We start from the raw sequence: 24,502 nt of genomic DNA on the forward strand, positions 1-24,502 counted from the left end.
GAGTAAGAGGAGTAATATGAACACAACACATATGGAGGTATTATGGTGAAAACATCAAGAAAAAACACATGGTTACGTATTATCATGGTTTCTGCTTTGCTGTTAAGTATGTTTGTAACAATACCTAAAGCAGCTAATGCAGAAGACGAACTTAATCTGCGCGTTAAAGGCGCTATTTTAATCGATGCAGACTCAGGTAAAATTTTATACCAAAAGAATGCGGACAAGTCTTTAGGAATTGCTAGTATGTCAAAAATGATGACAGAATATATATTACTAGATGCAATTAAAGAAGGTAAAATTACTTGGGATCAAAAATATAAAGTGACAGAGTATGCATATAAAATTTCCCAAAATCGTGCACTTAGTAACGTACCTCTACGCGCTGACGGTGAATATACAATTCGTGAATTATATGAAGCAATGGCAATTTACTCAGCAAATGGAGCGACTATTGCAATTGCAGAAACAATTGCTGGCTCAGAAACAGAATTTGTGAACATGATGAATAAAAAAGCAAAAAAAATGGGTTTGAAGAATTATACTTTCGTTAACTCAACAGGTTTAAATAATGCACAACTAGACGGTATGGAACCAGCAGGTACTGGTAAAACTGCTGAGAATAAGATGCCCGCAAAATCTGTTGCTAAATTAGCCTATCATTTATTAAAAGATCACCCTGATGTATTGAAAACTTCAAGCATTACGAAAAAAACATTCCGTGAAGGTACAGATGATGCAATAGACATGTCTAACTGGAATTTCATGCTACCTGGTCTAGTATTTGAATATGAAGGTGTAGATGGATTAAAAACGGGTACAACTGATTTTGCTGGGTACTGTTTCACAGGTACTGCAACACGCAATGGAACACGTCTAATTGCAGTTGTTTTAGATGCTGTAGATGCTAAAGGTGAAGGAACATATAAAGCTCGTTTTGACGCAACTCGCGCATTATTCGACTATGGTTTCAATCAATTTACTACAGAAGAAATTGTCCCGGCCAACTATACGTTTAAAGGACAAAAAACGATACCTGTAATTGATGGTAAAGAAGATAAAGTGAACATTGCTACAAAAGAAGCAATTTCAATTATGGTAAAAACTTCAGATAGAGATTTATATAAACCAAAATTAGTTTTAGATAAAAAAGAACTAGACGCACCTGTTAAAAAAGGTGCTGTTGTTGGACATGTTGAAATCGAAAAAACTGAAGGTAAAGATTATGGATTTATTGATGGAGAAGTAAACAATGCAGAGGTAGTCACTACAGCTACTGTTGAGAAATCTGGATGGATTTCCCGAGCATTCAAAGGTATTGGTAACTTCTTCTCTGATTTATGGAATAAAATATTCTAATATAAAAAAGGCAATCATAACGATTGCCTTTTTTTATGCTCTAATTCCCCAAGCTTTCATTAATTGTTGCACAGATTGATTAATTTCTTCATCTTTAATTCCCCCAAAACCGAGTAGAAACTGTGTCGATTTTTCATTTAGAAATGTATCCATCATATATTCCTGAATGGGTATAATACGAATACCTTTTCCTTGTGCCAAGTCTTTCAATTCTGTTGCATTTTTTGTGTGGGAGATTGTTAGTACGATATGCATACCTGCTTGTTCGCCGGAAATTTTAACAGTTGGTGAAAATGGTTCTAGAGCCATTGTAAGCTTTTCTAATTTTTTACGATAGATTTTACGCATTCGATTTAAATGCTTCGCAAAATGGCCATCTCGCATGAACTGTGCGAGAATATGCTGTTCGAAGCGAGGTACAGTTGATGTATAGTAATTAAACGCCTGATTGTACACTTCTACTAACTTTGGAGGTAGTACAAAGTAGGCAATGCGTAGTGAAGGCATGAGTGATTTAGAAAAGGTACTTATGTAAATCACGCTATCACTTTTATCCATTCCTTGTAATGCAGCAATTGGTTTCCCAATATAACGAAATTCACTATCATAGTCGTCTTCGATAATATAACGATCATCCTTTTGAGAAGCCCAGTTTAAAAGCTGTGCTCTCCTCGGAGCAGATAATACTGCACCAGTAGGAAATTGATGCGAGGGCGTGACATAGACAACATTAGCCCTAGAGTGCTCCAAATCATTGACCAATAGACCCTCATCATCAACATTTATCGGTATAGCAGGACGATCTGTTTGCTTAAAGATGTGATGAGTTAATGGGTAACCTGGATTTTCAATTGCAAAGCGAGAAGAGGCTCCTAGAAGGCGAATAATCATAGGCATAAGTTGTTCTGTCCCAGAGCCAATTACAATTTGATTGGGTGCGCATATAACACCTCTTGATTGATACAAATACGTTGCAATTTCCTCGCGTAATTCTTGCTCTCCTTGGGGTGAACCAATTAGTAATAATTCTTGAGATTGCTCATCAATTGCTTCCTTCGCATATTTTCTCCAAAGATGGAATGGGAATGATTCTGTATCAATTTGTCCCGGATTAAAATCTATTTTAAATGTTTCTCGGGATAAGGAAGTTGGAATCGCTGGATGTTGAGAATCCTTTTCTATATAAGCAAGTTCTTCAACAGCTTCAACGAAATATCCGACACGGGCCTTTGATGCAATAAAGCCTTCTGCTAGTAATTGTGCATAGGCTAGTTCAATTGTTGTTTGACTAATATTTAAAAATTCTGCTAATTTTCTTTTTGAAGGAAGTTTAGATTCAGTTGGTATTGTACCTTCTGTAATGCCTTTCTTAATGCCTTCGTAGAGCTGTTCGTACATAGGTTTATTAGAATTTCTTTCTAGCTGAAACATAAGCATATCCATCATATCACCTCTTCTGACCATATGGTTTACATATAAACTGAATCTTTTTATATGGTCAATTTTCATTATACTAACATCATACAAGAAAATGGAGGCGATGGAAATGGCAAATCAAACAGGTACAGATCGAGTAAAACGTGGAATGGCAGAAATGCAAAAGGGTGGCGTAATTATGGATGTAATTAATGCTGAGCAGGCGAAAATTGCGGAGGAAGCGGGCGCAGTTGCTGTTATGGCCCTTGAGCGTGTACCTTCTGATATTCGGGCTGCTGGTGGAGTAGCACGTATGGCAGATCCTCGTATTGTGGAAGAAGTGATGTCAGCCGTATCAATTCCTGTAATGGCGAAAGCTCGTATTGGCCATATTGTAGAAGCTCGTGTTTTAGAAGCAATGGGCGTAGATTACATTGATGAAAGTGAAGTGTTGACACCAGCAGATGAAGAATATCATTTGCTAAAAAGCGATTATAAAGTACCTTTTGTTTGTGGATGTCGTGATTTAGGTGAAGCGACACGTCGTATTGGTGAAGGGGCATCGATGCTTCGTACAAAGGGGGAGCCAGGAACGGGTAATATAGTTGAAGCTGTTCGTCATATACGTCAAGTGAATGCACAGGTACGTAAAGTTGCAAACATGACACCGGATGAGCTAATGACAGAGGCAAAAATTTTAGGTGCACCTTTTGAGCTTTTATTAGAAATCAATCGTTTAGGTCGATTACCGGTCGTGAATTTTGCCGCTGGTGGTGTAGCAACTCCTGCTGATGCAGCGTTGATGATGGAGCTTGGAGCAGATGGTGTTTTTGTAGGCTCAGGTATTTTTAAATCTGAAAATCCTGCCAAGTTTGCAAAAGCCATTGTAGAAGCAACTACTCATTACAAGGATTATAAATTAATCGCTGAAATTTCGAAGGAACTAGGGGTTCCGATGAAAGGTATCGAAATTTCTCGCTTAAACCCACAAGATCGTATGCAAGATCGAGGCTGGTAAGATGGTGAAAATCGGTGTTTTAGGTTTACAAGGCGCGATACGTGAGCATGTTCAGGCTATAGAAGCAGCTGGTGCTGTTGCAATCATTGTAAAGCATGCAGAACAACTAAGGGAGCTTGAAGGTCTTGTACTACCGGGTGGTGAAAGTACAACGATGCGGAAGCTAATTGACCGTTACGGCATGATGAAACCTCTTCGTCAATTTGCTGACGATGGTAAACCAATATTCGGTACTTGTGCAGGATTAATATTATTAGCTAAAAATGTCATTGGTCAGCAATCACCACATATTGGTGTAATGGATGTTATTGTTGAGCGGAATTCATTTGGTAGACAGGTTGATAGCTTTGAAATACCTCTCTCTATAAAAAACATTGGTGAAAACTTCCCGGCAATATTTATACGTGCACCTCATATTGTAACAGTGGGATCGAACGTTGAAGTATTAGCACAGTATGATGGGCGCGTTGTTTTAGCGAAAGATGGGCAGTTTCTAGGCTGTTCTTTTCATCCTGAATTGACAGAAGATCAACGAATTATGACATACTTTGTGCAGATGGTTGAACAAAGTGTTTTGACCATACTTGCAAAACGATGAAATCTATTGTAAAGTATGGATAAAATTCATATTAAACACGATGATAGGAAGTAGTAGCAAGAAAGTTTTTTTATAGAGAGTCGACGGTTGGTGTAAGTCGATAAAAAACCTTGTGAATCCGTCCTGGAGTTGCTCAGCTGAATCTTTAGTAGGCTGTGGCCGGCCAACAAGCCGTTATGAAACAAGTGGATTGCATCTAGATGCAATCAATTAGGGTGGCAACGCGGGTATGCTCTCGTCCCTTTCATGGGGATGAGGGCTTTTTTGTTGCTTATTTTTAGTGCAACCTAGACCTAAAGTATTGTTTTGTAAGATAACCTTGATACATTTCTATTATCGAATTTACAAAACTGGAGGAATGGACATATGTTAGATATTAAACGAATCCGTGATAATTATACGGAAATTAAAGAGAAGCTATCTCACCGTAATGAAGATTTAGGGACTTTTGATCAATTTGAAACTCTTGATCAACAACGTCGTGATTTAATCGCAAAAACAGAAGTATTAAAAGCTGAGCGTAACCAAGTTTCTGAACAAATTGCTCAAAAGAAACGTAATAAAGAAAATGCGGATGCTGAAATTGCACATATGCGTAAAGTTGGCGATGACATTAAAGCATTAGATACAGATCTTCGTGAAGTAGAAGGTAAATTCCAAGATATGATGATGCGTTTACCAAATATTCCACATGAAAGTGTACCAGTTGGAGACACGGAAGATGATAATGTGGAAGTAGCTAAATGGGGCGACATTCCAGAGTTTGATTTTGAGGTTAAAGCGCACTGGGATTTAGGTACAGATTTGAACATCATCGATTTTGAAAGTGCTGCAAAAACAACAGGTAGCCGTTTTGTATTTTACCGTGGCTTAGGTGCTCGTTTAGAACGTGCTTTAATGAGTTTCATGATGGACTTACATTCTGAAGAACACGGTTATGAAGAGATGTTACCACCTGTAATCGTTAACCGCGATAGCTTAACAGGTACAGGTCAGCTGCCGAAATTTGAAGAGGACGTCTTCAAATTAGCGGATACAGATTACTTCTTAATCCCAACTGCAGAAGTACCGGTAACAAACTTCTTCCGTGATGAAATTTTAGATGCAGATGTTTTACCGAAAGGTTTTTCAGCTTATAGTGCTTCGTTCCGTTCTGAAGCGGGATCTGCAGGCCGTGATACGCGTGGTTTAATTCGCCAACATCAATTTAACAAAGTAGAACTTGTACGTTTCGTGAAACCAGAAGATTCTTATGAAGAATTAGAAAAATTAACTGGTCATGCTGAAAAGGTTCTTCAACTTTTAGGGTTACCATATCGTAAATTGAAAATGTGTACATCTGATTTAGGCTTTACTGCTGCGAAAAAATACGATTTAGAAGTATGGATCCCAGCGCAAGGTACGTACCGTGAAATCTCTTCTTGCTCTAACTTTGAAGATTTCCAAGCGCGTCGTGCCAATATCCGTTTCCGTCGTGAAACAGGAGCAAAACCTGAATATGTACACACATTAAATGGTAGCGGTCTAGCAATTGGTCGTACAGTTGCAGCTCTTCTTGAAAATTATCAACAAGCGGATGGCTCTGTAGTTATTCCTGAAGTTTTACGTCCATATATGGGCGGTAAAGAAGTAATTCAAGCACCAACTAAATAATTTATAAACGAAAAGGCTAATGCTAGGGGGCTCTCCTGCATTAGCCTTTTTTTATTTAAAATGCCCGCTGCTTCACAGCGGATTTGATAAAATTGCTGAATAATTGGATGAGCTCCAGCCATGTTTGAATTTTGTAATCTACGTTTTCCTAAACGGTAATCAAATATGGCTAAAACTTAAATGAGTGTATTTTAGTGGATACCTTCTGCCTCACAACGGATTTGATAAAACTTTCGCTCTAATGAAGATTGTGGTGCAGTCATGTTTTTTAATTTACGTTTCCCTATTCGACGATCAAGTAATGCGTATGCACGAATAATTGGGTTTGTGGAAGCAAGTGCATCTACAATTGATAAATGGGGGTATTGAGTAAATGCGTCATATAAATGTAAGCTAGCCATTTTGTTTTGCTCGTCTATTGGTGCTTCTGTAGAGAGTATTTCGGGATTGTAATTACCTTGAAGTTGTTCGTTAATAAATGCTGTATCCGCTACATTAAAAATTTGATCTTTATTTAGCGTTAGCCAAATGTGTGGTCTATCATCACGGGATTGATTATGTGTAGCAGATTGAAGTTCGACCTTTTCTTGTAATGGCTCGCATAAGAAACTTTCAACGTCTGATTTTAACTTGGAAAATGGTATAACTTTAGGGACAGAAGTTGCTCGTTCAGCTTTTTTCTTACTACGTAAACTACTGAAGAAATCGCTTAATAATTGACCACATTCCGCTGTTAATATGCCCTCCGTTACTTCACACTTATGATTAAATCGTGAGTCATCTAGTAAATGATAGAGTGAATCTACACAACCTGCTTTGCTATCTCTAGCTCCATAAACGACACGTGGCACTCTGGATTGTAAAATTGCTCCCGCGCACATAGGGCAAGGTTCTAACGTAACGTAGAGAGTTGTTTCTTCTAATCGCCAACTACCAATTTTGTTGCAGGCTTGTTGAATTGCCATGAGTTCAGCATGGGTAACTGCATTCTGTGAAGTTTCGCGTAAATTGTGTGCACTGGCGATGACTTCATCCTTGTAGACAATGACGGCCCCGATTGGTACCTCTCCTAGTGCTGCAGCCCTTTTTGCCTCTTCGATGGCCAATTTCATAAAGTATAGATCTTTTTTTAATACGTCCATAGATTCATCGCTCCTTGCCAAATAGTGTAGCACGGTTTAAACCCAATTCGCATATATTACTGGAGAAATAATGCTAGAGGAGGTTGCACTTGATTTATGTAGTGAAGCAAGGTGATAACTTATATAATATCGCCAGGGCGCATAATACGACAGTCGCGACGATTGTTGCACTTAATGAAATTCCAGATCCAGATGTTCTAGTTGTTGGGCAAGCACTTGTATTACCTGAAACACCAAATCCAAATCGCCCTACAATTGATACAAATGGTTATGTCGAATGGTATACAGCAGAAATTCCAGAAAGTTTAATAGCTCAACTGAGAAGACGTGCCCCATTATTAACTTATATGATGCCATTTTCATATGAAGTAAAACGTGATGGCACTCTTACACCGCTGGACTGGGGAAGTATATCAGAGATAGCGAATGCTAATCAGTCGGCAACAGCCATCGTATTAACAAATATAGAGAATAACGCTTTTAGTGATACATTAGCACATACTATTTTAAATGATACTACATTACAAGATTTAATCATTGGAGCTGCTTTAAGTGAAGCTTCTAAAAAAGGGGCAAAAGATATTCACTTAGATTTTGAGTACTTGTTAGCTGAGGATAAGCAACGTTACGTTGAGTTTTTGAACAGGTTCAGACAAAGAGCTCATGCTCAAGGATTAACAATTTCAGCAGCAGTACCACCCAAGACGAGTGCAAATCAGCCAGGGAAATGGTATCAAGGGCACGACTATAAAGGAATAGGTGAAGCGGTTGATTTTGTTGTCATTATGACATATGAATGGGGATATAGCGGAGGGCCACCAATGGCAGTATCACCAATTGGTCCAGTACGCCAGGTGTTAGAATATACTATAACCGAAATACCCGCTGAAAAAGTAATGATGGGGCAAAATTTATATGGATATGATTGGACATTACCATATAAAGCAGGAAATCCGCCTGCAAGAGGATTGAGCCCTCAACAGGCTGTTGCTCTGGCAAGAAACCAAAATGCGGCGATTTCGTATGACCCAATAGCTGAAGCGCCATTCTTCCATTATTGGAGTAATGGGGTAGAGCATGTCGTGTGGTTTGAAGATGCACGTTCTATTGAAGCGAAGTTCAATTTGCTAAAAGAACTAAAGTTAAGGGGTATAAGTTATTGGCATATGGGTTTTGCCTTCCCTCAAAACTGGGCGCTTATACAAGAGATGTTCTACGTGAAAAAACGGTAATATTAAAACCTTCAGTTGATACTGGGGGTTTTTTTGCACATAATGGTGGTTTTGAATCTAGCATATGAGTTATTTTTATTAATCAAATGTACTAAACGAGTCGCTTCTGCTTTTCTTGTTACTATGATAAAATGATAAGCACTGACTAAAAAGACGATGAAGGGGGACTTCTGATGCCTGTACCGTTTATCACGGTTGAGGGGCCAATTGGCGTCGGAAAAACGTCACTTTCTAAAATAGTTGCTGAGACTTTTCAGTTTCACTTATTAAAAGAAATCGTGGACGAAAATCCGTTTTTAAATAAATTTTATGAAGACATTGATGAGTGGAGTTTCCAGACAGAGATGTTTTTCTTATGTAATCGCTATAAACAATTAACAGATATAAAGAATCATATACTATCACATGAAAAAGCTGCAGTTGCAGATTATCACATTTTTAAAAATTTAATCTTTGCTAAAAGAACATTAAAAGAGTCTGAATTTCACAAGTATGAAGAAATATATCGGATATTAACTGCTGACATGCCATGTCCAAATGTAGTCGTTTATCTTCATGCAAGCGTCGATACTTTGATGAAACGAATTGCCATGAGAGGTCGAGAATTTGAGAAAATGATTTCAAGAGAGTATATGGAGCAGCTCGTTGCGGATTACCATGTATTTATTGAACGATTTGAAAAACAAAACCCAGATATTCCGGTAATACGTATCAATGGTGATGAAATTGATTTTGTAAAAAAACCATCAGATTTACAAAAAATCTTAAAAACTGTTGAAGAAACATTAGAAAAAGGGAGTTTCGAGTCATGAATTTAAGAGAGAAATACGGCATTCCTGCTAATGCAGTTATTACAATCGCTGGAACAGTAGGTGTCGGCAAATCGACAATGACAAAGGCATTAGCAAATGCATTAAATTTCCGTACGTCATTTGAAAAGGTCGATTCGAATCCTTACTTGGACAAGTTTTACGATGATTTCGAAAAATGGAGCTTCCATTTACAAATTTATTTCTTAGCTGAACGTTTCAAGGAGCAAAAACGCATTTTTGAATATGGTGGTGGCTTTATTCAAGATCGCTCAATCTATGAGGACACAGGAATTTTTGCTAAAATGCATGAAGAAAAAGGCACGATGAGCAAAACCGATTATGAAACATATAAAAACTTATTCGATGCAATGGTCATGACACCTTATTTTCCTCATCCAGATTTGCTAATTTACTTGGAAGGACCAATTGAAGATATTTTAGAGCGTATTGAAGAACGTGGTCGTCCAATGGAGCAACAAACACCAAAGGACTATTGGTATGAAATGCACGGATGTTATGAAAACTGGATCGACAGTTTTAATGCATGTCCGGTATTGCGTTTAGATATCAACGACTACGACTTAATGGAAAATCCAGATACAGTAGAAGTAATTGTGGAACGCATTAGTCACTTTATGGAACAGACATCACATTTACGTCGTAAATAATTATATTAGAAAGACTGTCATTTAAACGACAGTCTTTTTTTATAGCAATTAATAATACGTTTAGAATTAATATAAGAAATGGCGGAATATAATCATATATAAGTACATTATTTTATATTTTGACATAAAAAGGGGTGTATTTTATGAAAGTAGCAATTTACTGTGGATCCAAGATGGGGGAAAATCCTATATATGCTGAGAAGGCAATAGAGCTCGGTAAGTTTTTGGCTATAAATGGTGTTGGGGTTGTTTATGGGGGATCGATTGTAGGTCTAATGGGTAAAGTGGCAGATGAGGTATTAGCTCATGGAGGGGAAGTAATTGGTGTTATGCCGACTTTTATGCAATGGAAAGAGGTTACGCATCAAGGTTTATCAGAATTGGTGTTTGTAGATACTATGTATGAGCGTAAGTCTAAAATGGGCGAGTTAGCAGATGCCTTTATTGCTTTGCCCGGTGGCGCGGGGACGATGGATGAGTTTTTTGATGTACTAACACTTTCCCAAGTAGGTCAGCATTCGAAAGCGGTATGCTTATATAATATCAATCATTATTATGATTTCCTTCAAGCGCATTTACAACATACTGTCGATGAAGGCTTCATGTTGAAAAGTCAGCAGGGGCAAATCGGTGTTGTAAGTTCGCCTGAAGAGCTCTTACTATTTATAAATCAATCATAGAAGTATGGAAGTAATGTATAGGTGTGGATATATTGATGTTGCTTTTGAAAAAGAACTACATCAATTCAGGTAACTCGTTTTTAATGGAAGACAAAAAAAGAAACAAACATAAATGCTTGTTTCTAAAATTTCTGACTATATGTATTAGAGAAAAAATTCGTCACTTTAGCAACGAATACAATCTCAATATTATGCGCGTGTTTTTAAAAATAAAATGGAGGAGGAAGAGGGATTCGAACCCCCGCGCGGTATGACCCGCCTGTCGGTTTTCAAGACCGATCCCTTCAGCCAGACTTGGGTATTCCTCCGAAGAAAGTATGTTGTTGTCTTTCTGACAAGTAATACTTTATCATGTATTGAATATCTCGTCAACACTTTTTAATAAAAAAATTAAAATAATATTTAGAAGGTCTATTTTATGGAGTTTTTATAGTGAAAAGCATTTTAAATTAGAAGGTGAAGAATGGCCTGAAATAAGATGTTAATCGATCTTATAACCATTCCTTTATTAATTGTAATATTTCGTTTCATGCTTTTATATTGATTTTTTTTATTATTCTTCGTATACTAATAGATGCCGTGCTAGGTGGGAAGGTAGCGGTGTCCTATAACTCGCAATCCGCTCTAGCGAGACTGAAGTCCTTTTCTAAGGCTGTCCGTATGTTTGGTCTGCCTTTTGCACGTAGTGTTGACGATTGGGTCCTACGCAATGCGTACCCGCGAACCATGTCAGGTCCGGAAGGAAGCAGCATTAAGCGGATTATCGCATGTGCCGTAGGGTTGCCTAATCAGAGCTAACGACAAAAGTAACGCTTATGTACGGCTGTCGAAGGAAGGTGCACGGCATTTATCGTGCAAATTTCAAACTCATTCGTCGTTTTCGGCGAATGAGTTTTTCTTTTATCTAAAGGTATTGAGCGGCTTTAAGAAGCGCTCTTATGGTATAATATACACATTAAACTAATCGGCAAAAAAGGAGAGATAAACGTTGACGTATCAAGCTTTTTATCGTGTGTATCGCCCACAATCATTCAGAGAAATGTCAGGACAGACGCATGTTAAACGGACACTCCAAAATGCTCTCCTTGCCAATAAAACTACGCATGCTTATTTATTCTCTGGTCCTCGAGGTACAGGGAAAACAAGTACGGCGAAAATATTTGCAAAAGCATTAAATTGTGAGCATGCACCAACTGAGGAACCGTGTAATACATGTGCGACATGTATTAGCATTACAAATGGGTCACATCCTGACGTCATTGAATTTGATGCTGCATCTAACTCTCGCGTGGAAGAAATGCGTGAGATTATTGAAAAAGTACGCTTTGCACCTGCAAGTGCTCGTTTTAAAGTGTATATCATCGATGAAGTTCATATGCTATCTACAAGTGCCTTTAATGCCTTACTTAAAACTTTAGAAGAACCGCCTGCGCATGTTGTTTTCATATTGGCAACGACGGAGCCGCATAAGCTGCCGGCGACGATTATTTCACGTTGTCAAAGATTCGATTTTAAACGGCTTTCTTCTATTGACTTGTTAGAACGTATGAAAATTGTTTTAGAAGATATAGAACTACAATATGATGAGCAAGCATTAAAAGTCATTGCTCAATCTGCTGCCGGAGGTATGCGCGACGCGTTGAGTATGCTGGACCAAGTTGTATCTTTCAGTGGGGACAAGCTAACACTAGAGGATGCACTATTCGTGACAGGCTCTATAAGTCAGGAAGTCTTCTATGATTTAGCAAAAGCATTAGGAGACAAAGATATTGCACAAGTATTAGCGCTTTTGGAAAAGCTAATGAGCGAAGGAAAAGATGCTGTTCGTCTATCGGAGGATCTCATCACATTTTTCCGTGACCTATTACTAATTCAAACAGCTCCTGATCTAGAGGATCTACTTGAGCTTGCCTCGTCAGATGAAAAGTTCAAAACTCTAGCCAACCAATTTACCACTGATACATTATATGGCTATGTTGATATCCTTTCAAAGACGCAACAAGAGATGCGCTTTTCACATCATTCCAAAATTTACTTAGAAACGGCCATGTTGAAAATGGCACAATTTGCTCCAGGTCAACCCATCATTCAAGCGCCTACTCAAGCAAATAGTCCACTGATGCAATCTACCGGTGAATCACCTAATGTTGCAGACCTTGAAGCGAAGATTGCCTCATTAGAACAAATTGTTCACCAATTACAACAGGGTGGTCAACAACAACACAATACAGCACCTGCTCAACAACGACAACGACCAAAAGTAGATAGTGGTATGAAAATAAATGTTGGTCGAATTCAAGAGGTACTTAAAGTAGCGACGAAAAAAGATTTACAAATGATAAAATCAGCGTGGTCTGAAGTGCTAAATCAGCTTCAAAAATCACAATCAGCGCTTTTGGAAGACGCTGAACCTGTGGCAGCATCTTCTAATGCATTTGTGTTAAAATTGAAGCAGGGAGTTTATTGCACGATAGGTACTAATAATGGTACATTTTCAGCGATGTCTACAATCTTACAACCATTAACAGGTGTGGCCTATGAAATTGTAGTAGTGCCCGAGGATAATTGGCTGAAAATACGTGCAGACTTCATACGTCAGCATGGTCTGGACAAACAGGTGCATTCATTAGAAGAAACACCTGCAGATAATGTAAACGAAATGACAGAACCTCTTTTTGTAGAGGAGCGAATTCCTTCAGAGGACCCGCTTGTCGCAAAAGCAGAGGAGCTTTTTGGTAAAGGTTTTGTAGAAATACTAGAAGAGTAAATTTTAATTATTTTGAGGAGGAAACTAATATGCGTGGTATGGGAAATATGAATAACATGATGAAACAAATGCAGAAAATGCAAAAGAAAATGATGGAAGCTCAAGAAGAACTAGCTACTCAGGTGTTTGAAGGTGTAGCTGGTGGAGGTATGGTGAAAGTCGTTATATCTGGTGAGAAAAAAGTAACTGACGTTATTCTTGATGAATCAGTAGTAGATCCGGAAGATATTGAAATGTTACAAGATCTAATTATCATTGCTACAAACGAAGCAATCAAAAAAGTAGACGAAACTACAAATGCTACAATGGGACAATTCACGAAAGGCATGAACCTTCCCGGCATGTTCTAGGAGGAATTGATATGCATTACCCTGAACCAATATCAAAATTAATCGATAGTTTTATGAAATTGCCAGGTATCGGGCCGAAAACCGCGGCTCGTCTGGCGTTTTTTGTGCTAACAATGAAAGAAGACACTGTTCTATCTTTTGCAAAAGCGTTAGTTGATGCTAAACGTAACTTAACGTATTGTTCAGTTTGTGGTCATATTACTGATGTGGATCCATGTCATATTTGTCAGGATAAACAACGTGATGTTTCGACGATCTGTGTTGTTCAAGATCCTAAAGATGTGATCGCCATGGAAAAAATGCGTGACTATCACGGGTTATATCATGTACTTCATGGTGCGATCTCACCGATGGACGGTATAGGTCCCGAAGACATTAATGTACCTACATTATTGAAAAGATTGCAAGATGATCAAGTACAAGAATTGATTTTAGCTACAAACCCTACTATAGAAGGTGAAGCTACTGCAATGTACATTTCGCGCTTAGTGAAACCGTCAGGTATACGTACAACTCGTATAGCTCATGGTTTACCTGTAGGCGGCGATTTGGAATATGCTGATGAAGTAACTTTATCAAAAGCGTTAGAAGGAAGACGCGAACTGTGAAGTAAGGGGCGAATATGATGTTTTTTCGTAAACAAAAGTTACGTCAAGAGTTTGATGAGAAGTTAGTGGTTCTTATGAGAGAAACTAAAGAAGATTGGCAGCAGACGCAAGAAATTGAAGGTTTACTAGATGATTATGATCTAGATACAATCGCGCAGCGTAAAATTGCCGAAAGTAAACACTTCTATCTATTTAAAGAAGCGCGTATTCGAAAAATCTTATTAAGAAAATGAATTAAAAACAGCATCCCAATCATATATTTCACTACTATCTTAAAAGGAGTTGGATATATATGATGTGGAAACCGATTGTTGGTTTCGTAGGGGTGTTGTTTTTTTTCTTCCTATTAATGAGAACGAGAAAGCACTGGGGTAAAGCGATCGAGTGGCTATCAATTTTTTGGTTTCGTATAGCATTTTCTTTTGTCCTATTGTTCGCGCTACACTATTTATTAGGTTTTGCAGGATTGTTTCTTCCTATTAACTTTTTCTCAAGCTTGTTGGTTGCGCTATTAGGTATACCAGGAGTAGCCTCTGTAGTAGCAATATCTATCTACTATAACTTTTTTTAAAAAACACTTGCACAGGTTTATAAAGCGTGTTATATTAATTAAGTTGCTAATTTAAGTAACACATCAACTTAAAAATAACTTAAAAAAGTTGTTGACACCGAGAGGTGAGGTTGATATAATATAAAGGTTGCTACTGAAACAAGGCAACTTATCAGGACAATAACTAAAAAGAAATTTTAAAAAAGTTATTGACAAAGAAGTGTTATCCTGATATAATATTAAAAGTCGACTAGACATCGACCAAACACAATGAACCTTGAAAACTGAACATGCAAGACGTTAATCAATAAATGTTTTTGGACATCAACTCTGTTGGTGGATCAAAACAAAAATAGATATCATCTTCGGATGATACGCTAGCAAAGCTAATGAGCTTTCAAACTACTTTTATGGAGAGTTTGATCCTGGCTCAGGACGAACGCTGGCGGCGTGCCTAATACATGCAAGTCGAGCGAATGATGAAGAAGCTTGCTTCTTCTGATTTAGCGGCGGACGGGTGAGTAACACGTGGGCAACCTACCTAGTAGATTGGGATAACTCCGGGAAACCGGGGCTAATACCGAATAATCCATTTTGTCACATGGCAAAATGCTGAAAGGCGGTTTCGGCTGTCACTACTAGATGGGCCCGCGGTGCATTAGCTAGTTGGTGGGGTAACGGCCTACCAAGGCAACGATGCATAGCCGACCTGAGAGGGTGATCGGCCACATTGGGACTGAGACACGGCCCAAACTCCTACGGGAGGCAGCAGTAGGGAATCTTCCACAATGGACGAAAGTCTGATGGAGCAACGCCGCGTGAGTGATGAAGGTTTTCGGATCGTAAAACTCTGTTGTAAGGGAAGAACAAGTACGTTAGTAACTGAACGTACCTTGACGGTACCTTATTAGAAAGCCACGGCTAACTACGTGCCAGCAGCCGCGGTAATACGTAGGTGGCAAGCGTTGTCCGGATTTATTGGGCGTAAAGCGCGCGCAGGTGGTTTCTTAAGTCTGATGTGAAAGCCCACGGCTCAACCGTGGAGGGTCATTGGAAACTGGGAGACTTGAGTGCAGAAGAGGAAAGTGGAATTCCAAGTGTAGCGGTGAAATGCGTAGAGATTTGGAGGAACACCAGTGGCGAAGGCGACTTTCTGGTCTGTAACTGACACTGAGGCGCGAAAGCGTGGGGAGCAAACAGGATTAGATACCCTGGTAGTCCACGCCGTAAACGATGAGTGCTAAGTGTTAGGGGGTTTCCGCCCCTTAGTGCTGCAGCTAACGCATTAAGCACTCCGCCTGGGGAGTACGGCCGCAAGGTTGAAACTCAAAGGAATTGACGGGGGCCCGCACAAGCGGTGGAGCATGTGGTTTAATTCGAAGCAACGCGAAGAACCTTACCAGGTCTTGACATCCCAATGACCGCTCTAGAGATAGAGTTTTCCCTTCGGGGACATTGGTGACAGGTGGTGCATGGTTGTCGTCAGCTCGTGTCGTGAGATGTTGGGTTAAGTCCCGCAACGAGCGCAACCCTTGATCTTAGTTGCCATCATTAAGTTGGGCACTCTAAGGTGACTGCCGGTGACAAACCGGAGGAAGGTGGGGATGACGTCAAATCATCATGCCCCTTATGACCTGGGCTACACACGTGCTACAATGGACGATACAAAGAGTCGCTAACTCGCGAGGGTATGCTAATCTCATAAAATCGTTCTCAGTTCGGATTGTAGGCTGCAACTCGCCTACATGAAGCCGGAATCGCTAGTAATCGTGGATCAGCATGCCACGGTGAATACGTTCCCGGGCCTTGTACACACCGCCCGTCACACCACGAGAGTTTGTAACACCCGAAGTCGGTGAGGTAACCTTTATGGAGCCAGCCGCCGAAGGTGGGATAGATGATTGGGGTGAAGTCGTAACAAGGTAGCCGTATCGGAAGGTGCGGCTGGATCACCTCCTTTCTAAGGATAATTACGGAAACAGATCTTGGATCTGTCGATTAACGTCTTGCGTTCAGTTTTGAAGGCTCATTGTAAAATGATCTTCAAAACCTTGTTCTTTGAAAACTGGATAAAACGACATTGAAGCAAATTAAGTAACACATTTTTTATTATTAAGTTTTTTAGGCTTAATAACTAACTTTTAGGTTAAGTTATTAAGGGCGCATGGCGGATGCCTTGGCACTAGGAGCCGAAGAAGGACGGCACTAACACCGATATGCTTCGGGGAGCTGTAAGTGAGCTTTGATCCGGAGATTTCCGAATGGGGGAACCCACTGTTCGTAATGGAGCAGTATCTTGACGTGAATACATAGCGTCTTGATGGCAGACCCAGGGAACTGAAACATCTAAGTACCTGGAGGAAGAGAAAGAAAAATCGATTCCCTGAGTAGCGGCGAGCGAAACGGGAATAGCCCAAACCAAGAGGCTTGCCTCTTGGGGTTGTAGGACACTCTATATGGAGTTACAAAGGAATGAGTTAAATGAAGCGGTCTGGAAAGGCCCGCCAGAGCAGGTAACAGCCCTGTAGTTGAAAGTTCATTCTCTCTTGAGTGTATCCTGAGTACGGCGGAACACGTGAAATTCCGTCGGAATCTGGGAGGACCATCTCCCAAGGCTAAATACTACCTAGTGACCGATAGTGAACCAGTACCGTGAGGGAAAGGTGAAAAGCACCCCGGAAGGGGAGTGAAATAGATCCTGAAACCATGTGCCTACAAGTAGTTAGAGCCCGTTAATGGGTGATAGCGTGCCTTTTGTAGAATGAACCGGCGAGTTACGATTACATGCGAGGTTAAGTTTTAGAAGACGGAGCCGTAGCGAAAGCGAGTCTGAATAGGGCGAATGAGTATGTGGTTGTAGACCCGAAACCAGGTGATCTACCCATGTCCAGGGTGAAGGTAAGGTAACACTTACTGGAGGCCCGAACCCACGTACGTTGAAAAGTGCGGGGATGAGGTGTGGGTAGCGGAGAAATTCCAATCGAACCTGGAGATAGCTGGTTCTCTCCGAAATAGCTTTAGGGCTAGCCTCGTGATAGAGAATCCTGGAGGTAGAGCACTGTTTGAACTAGGGGTCCATCCCGGATTACCGAATTCAGACAAACTCCGAATGCCAGTGATTTATGCACGGGAGTCAGACTGCGAGTGATAAGATCCGTAGTCAAAAGGGAAACAGCCCAGACCACCAGCTAAGGTCCCAAAGTAATTGTTAAGTGGAAAAGGATGTGACGTTGCTTAGACAACCAGGATGTTGGCTCAGAAGCAGCCATCATTTAAAGAGTGCGTAATAGCTCACTGGTCGAGTGACGCTGCGCCGAAAATGTATCGGGGCTAAACAATTCACCGAAGCTGTGGATGGACATCTTAGATGTCCGTGGTAGGAGAGCGTTCTAAGTGCTGTGAAGTCAGACCGGAAGGACTGGTGGAGCGCTTAGAAGTGAGAATGCCGGTATGAGTAGCGAAAGACGGGTGAGAATCCCGTCCACCGAATGACTAAGGTTTCCTGAGGAAGGCTCGTCCGCTCAGGGTTAGTCGGGACCTAAGCCGAGGCCGATAGGCGTAGGCGATGGACAACAGGTTGATATTCCTGTACCACCTATTTACCATTTGAGCAATGGGGGGACGCAGTAGGATAGGGTAAGCATGCTGTTGGTTATGCATGTTCAAGCAGTGAGGCGTGAAATGAGGCAAATCCCATTTCTATAACGTTGAGCTGTGATGACGAGGACGTATGTCCGGAGTTCCTGATTTCACACTGCCAAGAAAAGCCTCTAGCGAGGTAAAAGGTGCCCGTACCGCAAACCGACACAGGTAGTCGAGGAGAGAATCCTAAGGTGTGCGAGAGAACTCTCGTTAAGGAACTCGGCAAAATGACCCCGTAACTTCGGGAGAAGGGGTGCTCTAGTAGGGTGAAAGCCCGAGAGAGCCGCAGTGAATAGGCCCAGGCGACTGTTTAGCAAAAACACAGGTCTCTGCAAAACCGTAAGGTGACGTATAGGGGCTGACGCCTGCCCGGTGCTGGAAGGTTAAGAGGAGTGCTTAGCGCAAGCGAAGGTGCGAATTGAAGCCCCAGTAAACGGCGGCCGTAACTATAACGGTCCTAAGGTAGCGAAATTCCTTGTCGGGTAAGTTCCGACCCGCACGAAAGGCGTAACGATCTGGGCACTGTCTCAACGAGAGACTCGGTGAAATTATAGTACCTGTGAAGATGCAGGTTACCCGCGACAGGACGGAAAGACCCCGTGGAGCTTTACTGTAGCCTGATATTGAATTTTGATACATCTTGTACAGGATAGGTAGGAGCCAGAGATTCCGGAGCGCCAGCTTCGGAGGAGGCGTTGGTGGGATACTACCCTAGATGTATTGAACTTCTAACCCATGCCCCTTAGCGGGGTAGGAGACAGTGTCAGGCGGGCAGTTTGACTGGGGCGGTCGCCTCCTAAAGAGTAACGGAGGCGCCCAAAGGTTCCCTCAGAATGGTTGGAAATCATTCGTAGAGTGTAAAGGCATAAGGGAGCTTGACTGCGAGACCTACAAGTCGAGCAGGGTCGAAAGACGGGCTTAGTGATCCGGTGGTTCCGCATGGAAGGGCCATCGCTCAACGGATAAAAGCTACCCCGGGGATAACAGGCTTATCTCCCCCAAGAGTCCACATCGACGGGGAGGTTTGGCACCTCGATGTCGGCTCATCGCATCCTGGGGCTGTAGTCGGTCCCAAGGGTTGGGCTGTTCGCCCATTAAAGCGGTACGCGAGCTGGGTTCAGAACGTCGTGAGACAGTTCGGTCCCTATCCGTCGTGGGCGTAGGAAATTTGAGAGGAGCTGTCCTTAGTACGAGAGGACCGGGATGGACACACCGCTGGTGTACCAGTTGTTCTGCCAAGGGCATCGCTGGGTAGCTATGTGTGGACGGGATAAGTGCTGAAAGCATCTAAGCATGAAGCCCCCCTCAAGATGAGATTTCCCATTACGCAAGTAAGTAAGATCCCTCAAAGACGATGAGGTAGATAGGTTCGAGGTGGAAGTGTGGCGACATACGGAGCTGACGAATACTAATAGATCGAGGACTTAACCAAATTTTACTTAACTAACTTCAATGTAATTTATCCAGTTTTGAGAGAACAAGTTCTCTAATATAGTCTAGTGATGATGGCAAAGAGGTCACACCCGTTCCCATGCCGAACACGGAAGTTAAGCTCTTTAGCGCCGATGGTAGTTGGGGGTTTCCCCCTGTGAGAGTAGGACGTTGCTAGGCACATTAAAGCACAGCTGATTTAATCAGTTGTGCTTTTTTTATTGGTTTTGAAAAATATAATACCCTTGTATGGTGAAACGAGCTTGTCTGTAGTTGTTTCCTCTGTTTATCCAATCAAGGGACCTTTGTTTAATTAAATTAGTTGGATCAATAGAGAATCAAATAGATCCCTATCGAGTTACTAGGTACTCTCCATATGCTGGTTAAGAAATTAGCAATATTGTTGCGATACTCATGATGATGTTGAGCAATGGTAGTTATTACTGCAATTACAAATACAGCAGTAATTATTGGATTAGGTAGTATGGATAAAGTACTATCATCATTACAGTTGTGATCGATGCAATAACAGATAACTGTTCATTTAGATAGTATTTCGATAATTGCAATACGTAAGGATATATAGATACTTTACTTGTAAAAAACGAACTTGGATGCTTAGCCACAAATAGAAATGTTGAAGTTGAGTAAGAATTAGAATAAATTTAAATCCCCATAGTTTCGTAGAAAAGATTACAAGACGAAAAGGGATAACGGATTTGGTATTATATATTGCAAGTAAATCAGCAAAAGGTATGAAAAGGTAAGTCGTTTTTGTAGAGAGGCTATCTCATTCAATGATATGTAAAAATAGTAGCTTTAAGTCAATTTAAAATTGGCTTAAGGCTTTTTTGTTTGAAACATTTCAATTAGAACCATTTAGTCTAAAAAAACTAATATAATACAGTGGTGTTATATGTGCAATTTTGTGGAGGGGCGCATGTTTTTTATCGAAAAAAATTAGTGAGTGTGTCTATTTTTTTGAGTGCAATTATTAGTTGGTGTAATACAATTTTAATCATTAAATAACTCGATGCATTATAGATTAATCGATTTAATACTATTTTTAGTATGGACTGTTTGATTGATGAAATTATGCATGAGTGACGGGTTTTAAGAATAGATATTGTATAATAGAGTAAATCGAAATTAATCCAAACTAATCCGTTATCGGAGGAATATATAATAATGAAGAAAAATTTATTTATAACAATTGAAGGACCAGAGGGAGCAGGGAAAACTACGGTTTTGAAGATGGTTGTTGAAAGGCTACAAAGGGAGGGCAAGAAGTTCGTTGCAACACGTGAACCAGGGGGCAACGAAATAGCCGAAAAGATTCGCGATATCATTTTAAATCCTGCCCATACAGCAATGGATGCACGGACGGAGGCTCTATTATATGCAGCTGCTCGCAGCCAACATTTTGCGGATAAGGTAGAACCAGCTTTAGCTTTAGGTATCCCGGTCTTATGTGATCGCTTTATTGACTCATCATTAGCTTATCAAGGACATGCTAGAGGCCTTGGAATGGAAGGGGTGCGTTCTATCAATGAGTTTGCTATTGGGGATAGAATGCCTGATTTGACGATATTATTTGATTTAGAGCCAGAGGTTGGACTTGCACGAATTAATGCGCATAGTGAACGTGAAATAAACCGTTTAGATGTGGAGAGCTTAGCATTCCATACAAAAGTTTGCGAAGCGTATAAATTATTAGCCGATCAAAATCCAGAACGTTTTCGTATAGTAGATGCAAGTAAAAGTTTAGATGAAGTAGTGGAGAGTGTTTGGGAAATTTTGAAAAATGAATTATAAAGAAAATGAAGAAATTAGCTTGTTTGTGTTATAATTATTTAAAGAACCTATTTAATTAAGGGGTGAGTGCCGATGAAATTAGTTGTAGCAGTTGTACAAGATCAGGATAGTAACCGTCTTTCAAACGCTTTGACGAAAAATGAGTTTCGTGCAACAAAATTGGCAAGTACTGGAGGATTCCTGCGCTCAGGAAATACAACATTCCTTATAGGTACTGAAGATTCATTGATTCCAAAGGCTTTAGATATCATTCGTGATAATTGTCGTGCTCGTGAACAAATGGTAGCACCAATATCACCGATGGGTGGGAATGCAGATTCATATATTCCATATCCTGTAGAAGTTGAGGTTGGGGGAGCTACGGTTTTCGTATTACCGATTGAACAGTTCCACCATTTCTAATAATGGAGGCGACTGGTAATTGAAAATTAATCAAGACTTACGAACTGGCTTAGATCAATCACGTCAGCCGCTACAAAATCATCAACCCGTAACACGTTTTGGTGATGTAGTAGTGAAGCAAGGGCAGCGATTGCAAACAGAGCAACTAACAAGACTATTAGGTGATATTTCAACAGCTGGCGATCGCATTGCCAAATCTCGTAATTTACGTGATTTAGCTAAATTTAAAATGCTTGTAAAACGCTTCTTAAAAGAGGCGGTTGATCATGGTATGGAGCTTAAACAATCGCATACATGGAATCGTTTTGGTGAAGGTCGACGATTGAAGGTTGTGTCAACAATTGATGAAAAGCTTATCGAATTGACAGAGGACATTTTAGACCAGGAGAAAGACTCCGTTGACTTATTAAGTAAAATAGGTGAAATTAAAGGGTTGTTAATCAACTTATATACGTAAATAAACCCCGTGCCTTTCGGAACCCCGGAGCACGGGATTTTTTCAAACAATGAAAAGGTGATGAATGATGGTGCAGACAGCTGAAGAGCTACTGAAATTACAACCTGTAGTAATGAAGCAGCTCCAAACAATTTTCGATAAAAAAAGACTGGGTCACGCTTACATATTTGAAGGTGGAAAAGGCTCTGGAACTGAAGCTATAATGCATTTCTTTGTGCAATTAATGTTTTGTGAGGAACCTCGGAAAAATGTTCCATGTGAAACATGTCGAAATTGTCAGCGTATAAAATCAGGAAATCACCCAAATTTCCACCAAATATACCCGGATGGTCAATTTATTAAAGTGGCAGCCATCGAAGCTTTGTTACATGAAATGAATAAGACAGGTTTAGAAGCAGGGCGAAAAGTATATGTCGTTCATGAGGCCGACCGTTTAAATCCGCAATCTGCCAATAAATTATTAAAATTTCTTGAAGAGCCTGAAGGTATTGTGACGGCAATCTTCATTACGGATAATATTAATGCTATGTTGTCGACTATTCGTTCGCGTTGCCAGCATATAAAGTTTCAAGGAATATCGAAAGACGCTATGATTAAAGAGCTTGTAGCAGAGGGAATTACGGTTTCAATGGCTGCTACGGTTAGCATGGTGACAAGCGATTTAGAGGAAGCTTTTTCTCTATCAAAAGATGATGAGTTTGCGCAGGCCCGAAAAACAGTGTTAAAATTGGTTGAAGCAACCTTTACTAATGTGCATGAATCTATGTTATCGGTACATGAAGATTGGCTGCCACTATTTAAAGAGAAAGAGCAAATGGAGTTGGCATTAGATTTACTGCTATTTGCATTTCGTGACATTGTTGCGATTAAAGCAAATCCCGAAGCAGTGTGTACGTATCCAGATTGGTTATCGTACTGGAAGAAGGTTGCATTGCAGACGACATATGCTCGTTTATCGACGCAGTTACAAGCGATATTACAAGCTCGTCAGCAATTACAGCGCAACATGAACCGAACGCTGATGATGGAGCAGCTTATGCTGAATCTGCAGGAGGGAAAATCCTTTGTATAATGTAGTTGGTGTCCGCTTTAAAAAAGCGGGTAAAATATATTATTTTGATCCTGGAGAATTTTTATTAAATAAGGGTCAATATGTAATTGTCGAAACTGCGCGTGGTATTGAGTATGGCAAAATTGTTGTTCCAATGAAACAAGTAGGAGAAAGCGATGTTGTACTACCATTAAAGCAAGTCGTACGTCCAGCTGATGAACGCGACCGATTCCAGGTTGATGAAAATGCTATAGAATCTAAACGTGCTTTTGAATTGGCAACAGAAAAAATTTCAGAACATGAACTAGAAATGAAATTAGTTGATGTTGAATATACATTTGACCGCAATAAAATTATATTTTATTTTACAGCGGAAGGTCGAGTAGATTTCAGAGAGTTAGTAAAAGACTTAGCTGCTATTTTCCGCACACGAATCGAACTTCGCCAAATTGGTGTGAGAGATGAGGCGAAGATGCTTGGCGGTATAGGTCCGTGTGGAAGAATGTTATGTTGTTCTACATTTTTAGGTGATTTTGAGCCAGTTTCTATAAAAATGGCGAAAGATCAAAACTTATCGCTTAACCCTTCTAAAATTTCAGGGTTATGTGGTCGTTTAATGTGTTGCTTGAAATATGAAAACGACGAGTATGAAGAAGCAAGAGAGCAAATGCCTGATATTGGTGCTGTAATTACAACACCAGATGGTAGTGGAAAAGTAGTAGGTATGAATATATTAGAACGCGTGCTACAAGTTGAGCTTTCTGAGCAACAACGTATTTTGGATTATACATTGGAAGAAATTTTACAACACGAAAAAAGTTCTGTCCAATAGTGGAAATAATGAGGTGGCT

The 24,502-nt window shown here is 40.2% G+C and carries 21 protein-coding genes, 1 tRNA gene, 3 rRNA genes, 1 other RNA gene, 1 pseudogene and 1 other annotated feature; of the genes and pseudogenes, 22 read left to right on the forward strand and 5 right to left on the reverse strand.

Annotated elements, in window-relative coordinates; translation table 11 throughout:
• Positions 1-45: 45 nt before the first annotated feature.
• On the forward strand, positions 46-1,359 hold the full coding sequence (locus tag AC3IS5_RS00090) for a D-alanyl-D-alanine carboxypeptidase family protein (RefSeq protein ID WP_489426074.1): 1,314 nt from the start codon (positions 46-48) through the stop codon (positions 1,357-1,359).
• 33 nt (positions 1,360-1,392) lie between these two features.
• Here AC3IS5_RS00090 and pdxR read toward each other — a convergent pair whose 3' ends face one another.
• Entirely contained in the window at positions 1,393-2,802 is a 1,410-nt protein-coding gene (pdxR, locus tag AC3IS5_RS00095) for a MocR-like pyridoxine biosynthesis transcription factor PdxR (RefSeq protein WP_489426075.1), read from the reverse strand.
• Between the two features lie 103 nt (positions 2,803-2,905).
• Here pdxR and pdxS point away from each other — a divergent pair, with 103 nt between their 5' ends.
• The 3 genes from pdxS to serS all read left to right on the forward strand — a co-directional run bounded on the left by pdxS (position 2,906) and on the right by serS (position 6,044).
• Positions 2,906-3,793 (forward strand): pyridoxal 5'-phosphate synthase lyase subunit PdxS, encoded by an 888-nt coding sequence (pdxS, locus tag AC3IS5_RS00100; protein WP_489426076.1) that lies wholly within the window; start codon positions 2,906-2,908, stop codon positions 3,791-3,793.
• A gap of 4 nt (positions 3,794-3,797) precedes the next feature.
• On the forward strand, positions 3,798-4,391 hold the full coding sequence (pdxT, locus tag AC3IS5_RS00105; RefSeq protein WP_489427784.1) for a pyridoxal 5'-phosphate synthase glutaminase subunit PdxT: 594 nt from the start codon (positions 3,798-3,800) through the stop codon (positions 4,389-4,391).
• A 31-nt stretch (positions 4,392-4,422) separates the two neighbouring features.
• Positions 4,423-4,637 (forward strand) — a binding site (T-box leader).
• A 120-nt stretch (positions 4,638-4,757) separates the two neighbouring features.
• Positions 4,758-6,044 (forward strand): serine--tRNA ligase, encoded by a 1,287-nt coding sequence (gene serS, locus AC3IS5_RS00110; protein WP_193737880.1) that lies wholly within the window; start codon positions 4,758-4,760, stop codon positions 6,042-6,044.
• On the opposite strand, the gene AC3IS5_RS00115 is transcribed toward serS, so the two are convergent.
• From AC3IS5_RS00115 to tadA, 3 genes and pseudogenes are all read right to left on the reverse strand, one after another.
• Positions 6,026-6,211: a hypothetical protein gene (locus AC3IS5_RS00115; protein ID WP_489427785.1), complete on the reverse strand. Its 186-nt coding sequence runs from the start codon at positions 6,209-6,211 to the stop codon at positions 6,026-6,028. The genes serS and AC3IS5_RS00115 overlap by 19 nt on opposite strands.
• A gap of 24 nt (positions 6,212-6,235) precedes the next feature.
• On the reverse strand, positions 6,236-6,688 hold the full coding sequence (locus tag AC3IS5_RS00120; protein ID WP_489427786.1) for an SF0329 family protein: 453 nt from the start codon (positions 6,686-6,688) through the stop codon (positions 6,236-6,238).
• Between the two features lie 21 nt (positions 6,689-6,709).
• A pseudogene (gene tadA, locus AC3IS5_RS00125) lies at positions 6,710-7,186 on the reverse strand (tRNA adenosine(34) deaminase TadA); the annotation flags it as partial.
• Between the two features lie 89 nt (positions 7,187-7,275).
• On the opposite strand from tadA, the gene AC3IS5_RS00130 reads away from it, so the two are divergent.
• From AC3IS5_RS00130 to AC3IS5_RS00145, 4 genes are all read left to right on the forward strand, one after another.
• Complete coding sequence (locus tag AC3IS5_RS00130) at positions 7,276-8,418, forward strand: glycosyl hydrolase family 18 protein (RefSeq protein ID WP_489426077.1); 1,143 nt, start codon at positions 7,276-7,278, stop codon at positions 8,416-8,418.
• Positions 8,419-8,591: 173 nt separating this feature from the next.
• Entirely contained in the window at positions 8,592-9,230 is a 639-nt protein-coding gene (locus AC3IS5_RS00135) for a deoxynucleoside kinase (RefSeq protein WP_489426078.1), read from the forward strand.
• The gene (locus tag AC3IS5_RS00140) at positions 9,227-9,898 is read left to right on the forward strand and encodes a deoxynucleoside kinase (RefSeq protein ID WP_489426079.1); all 672 of its coding nucleotides are present in this window, start codon (positions 9,227-9,229) and stop codon (positions 9,896-9,898) included. The genes AC3IS5_RS00135 and AC3IS5_RS00140 overlap by 4 nt, the downstream gene beginning before the upstream one ends.
• Before the next feature lie 143 nt (positions 9,899-10,041).
• Positions 10,042-10,578, forward strand: coding sequence for an LOG family protein (locus AC3IS5_RS00145; protein ID WP_489426080.1), 537 nt, complete (start codon positions 10,042-10,044; stop codon positions 10,576-10,578).
• Between the two features lie 215 nt (positions 10,579-10,793).
• Here AC3IS5_RS00145 and AC3IS5_RS00150 read toward each other — a convergent pair.
• Positions 10,794-10,886, reverse strand: a tRNA-Ser gene (locus tag AC3IS5_RS00150).
• 269 nt (positions 10,887-11,155) lie between these two features.
• Between AC3IS5_RS00150 and ffs the strand changes: the two genes are divergently transcribed.
• The 14 genes from ffs to AC3IS5_RS00220 all read left to right on the forward strand — a co-directional run bounded on the left by ffs (position 11,156) and on the right by AC3IS5_RS00220 (position 24,483).
• Positions 11,156-11,422, forward strand: an RNA gene (gene ffs / locus AC3IS5_RS00155) — signal recognition particle sRNA large type.
• 144 nt (positions 11,423-11,566) lie between these two features.
• Positions 11,567-13,345 carry a DNA polymerase III subunit gamma/tau gene (gene dnaX, locus AC3IS5_RS00160; protein ID WP_489426081.1) on the forward strand — a complete coding sequence of 593 codons (1,779 nt, stop codon included), beginning with the start codon at positions 11,567-11,569 and terminating at the stop codon, positions 13,343-13,345.
• A 29-nt stretch (positions 13,346-13,374) separates the two neighbouring features.
• Positions 13,375-13,695, forward strand: coding sequence for a YbaB/EbfC family nucleoid-associated protein (locus AC3IS5_RS00165; RefSeq protein ID WP_390395659.1), 321 nt, complete (start codon positions 13,375-13,377; stop codon positions 13,693-13,695).
• 11 nt (positions 13,696-13,706) lie between these two features.
• Complete coding sequence (recR, locus tag AC3IS5_RS00170; RefSeq protein WP_489426082.1) at positions 13,707-14,303, forward strand: recombination mediator RecR; 597 nt, start codon at positions 13,707-13,709, stop codon at positions 14,301-14,303.
• 17 nt (positions 14,304-14,320) lie between these two features.
• Positions 14,321-14,536 (forward strand): YaaL family protein, encoded by a 216-nt coding sequence (locus tag AC3IS5_RS00175; protein WP_081730036.1) that lies wholly within the window; start codon positions 14,321-14,323, stop codon positions 14,534-14,536.
• 59 nt (positions 14,537-14,595) lie between these two features.
• Positions 14,596-14,874, forward strand: coding sequence for a pro-sigmaK processing inhibitor BofA family protein (locus AC3IS5_RS00180; RefSeq protein WP_489426083.1), 279 nt, complete (start codon positions 14,596-14,598; stop codon positions 14,872-14,874).
• Positions 14,875-15,260: 386 nt separating this feature from the next.
• A 16S ribosomal RNA gene (locus tag AC3IS5_RS00185) occupies positions 15,261-16,813 on the forward strand.
• 184 nt (positions 16,814-16,997) lie between these two features.
• Positions 16,998-19,927: ribosomal RNA gene (locus AC3IS5_RS00190) — 23S ribosomal RNA — on the forward strand.
• 63 nt (positions 19,928-19,990) lie between these two features.
• Positions 19,991-20,106: ribosomal RNA gene (gene rrf, locus AC3IS5_RS00195) — 5S ribosomal RNA — on the forward strand.
• The 16S, 23S and 5S rRNA genes sit together here, the layout of an rRNA operon.
• Positions 20,107-21,114: 1,008 nt before the next feature.
• Positions 21,115-21,741 (forward strand): dTMP kinase, encoded by a 627-nt coding sequence (tmk, locus tag AC3IS5_RS00200; protein WP_489426084.1) that lies wholly within the window; start codon positions 21,115-21,117, stop codon positions 21,739-21,741.
• Positions 21,742-21,813: 72 nt separating this feature from the next.
• Entirely contained in the window at positions 21,814-22,143 is a 330-nt protein-coding gene (locus AC3IS5_RS00205; RefSeq protein WP_489426085.1) for a cyclic-di-AMP receptor, read from the forward strand.
• 19 nt (positions 22,144-22,162) lie between these two features.
• On the forward strand, positions 22,163-22,600 hold the full coding sequence (locus AC3IS5_RS00210) for a YaaR family protein (protein WP_489426086.1): 438 nt from the start codon (positions 22,163-22,165) through the stop codon (positions 22,598-22,600).
• A gap of 67 nt (positions 22,601-22,667) precedes the next feature.
• A complete protein-coding gene (holB, locus tag AC3IS5_RS00215) occupies positions 22,668-23,672 on the forward strand; it encodes a DNA polymerase III subunit delta' (RefSeq protein ID WP_076035405.1) in 1,005 nt (334 codons plus the stop codon).
• Entirely contained in the window at positions 23,665-24,483 is an 819-nt protein-coding gene (locus AC3IS5_RS00220; RefSeq protein WP_489426087.1) for a PSP1 domain-containing protein, read from the forward strand. The genes holB and AC3IS5_RS00220 overlap by 8 nt, the downstream gene beginning before the upstream one ends.
• The last annotated feature ends 19 nt before the right edge of the window (positions 24,484-24,502 follow it).

This window comes from Viridibacillus sp. KH_047, assembly GCF_057838945.1.

Bases quoted from the DNA above. Each gene is read 5' to 3' on its own strand.
- pdxR (WP_489426075.1), bottom strand. From the start codon at position 2,802: ATGGATATGCTTATGTTTCAGCTAGAAAGAAATTCTAATAAACCTATG.
- pdxS (WP_489426076.1), top strand. From the start codon at position 2,906: ATGGCAAATCAAACAGGTACAGATCGAGTAAAACGTGGAATGGCAGAA.
- serS (WP_193737880.1), top strand. From the start codon at position 4,758: ATGTTAGATATTAAACGAATCCGTGATAATTATACGGAAATTAAAGAG.
- AC3IS5_RS00135 (WP_489426078.1), top strand. From the start codon at position 8,592: ATGCCTGTACCGTTTATCACGGTTGAGGGGCCAATTGGCGTCGGAAAA.
- AC3IS5_RS00140 (WP_489426079.1), top strand. From the start codon at position 9,227: ATGAATTTAAGAGAGAAATACGGCATTCCTGCTAATGCAGTTATTACA.
- AC3IS5_RS00145 (WP_489426080.1), top strand. From the start codon at position 10,042: ATGAAAGTAGCAATTTACTGTGGATCCAAGATGGGGGAAAATCCTATA.
- AC3IS5_RS00165 (WP_390395659.1), top strand. From the start codon at position 13,375: ATGCGTGGTATGGGAAATATGAATAACATGATGAAACAAATGCAGAAA.
- recR (WP_489426082.1), top strand. From the start codon at position 13,707: ATGCATTACCCTGAACCAATATCAAAATTAATCGATAGTTTTATGAAA.
- AC3IS5_RS00175 (WP_081730036.1), top strand. From the start codon at position 14,321: ATGTTTTTTCGTAAACAAAAGTTACGTCAAGAGTTTGATGAGAAGTTA.
- AC3IS5_RS00180 (WP_489426083.1), top strand. From the start codon at position 14,596: ATGATGTGGAAACCGATTGTTGGTTTCGTAGGGGTGTTGTTTTTTTTC.
- tmk (WP_489426084.1), top strand. From the start codon at position 21,115: ATGAAGAAAAATTTATTTATAACAATTGAAGGACCAGAGGGAGCAGGG.
- AC3IS5_RS00205 (WP_489426085.1), top strand. From the start codon at position 21,814: ATGAAATTAGTTGTAGCAGTTGTACAAGATCAGGATAGTAACCGTCTT.
- holB (WP_076035405.1), top strand. From the start codon at position 22,668: ATGGTGCAGACAGCTGAAGAGCTACTGAAATTACAACCTGTAGTAATG.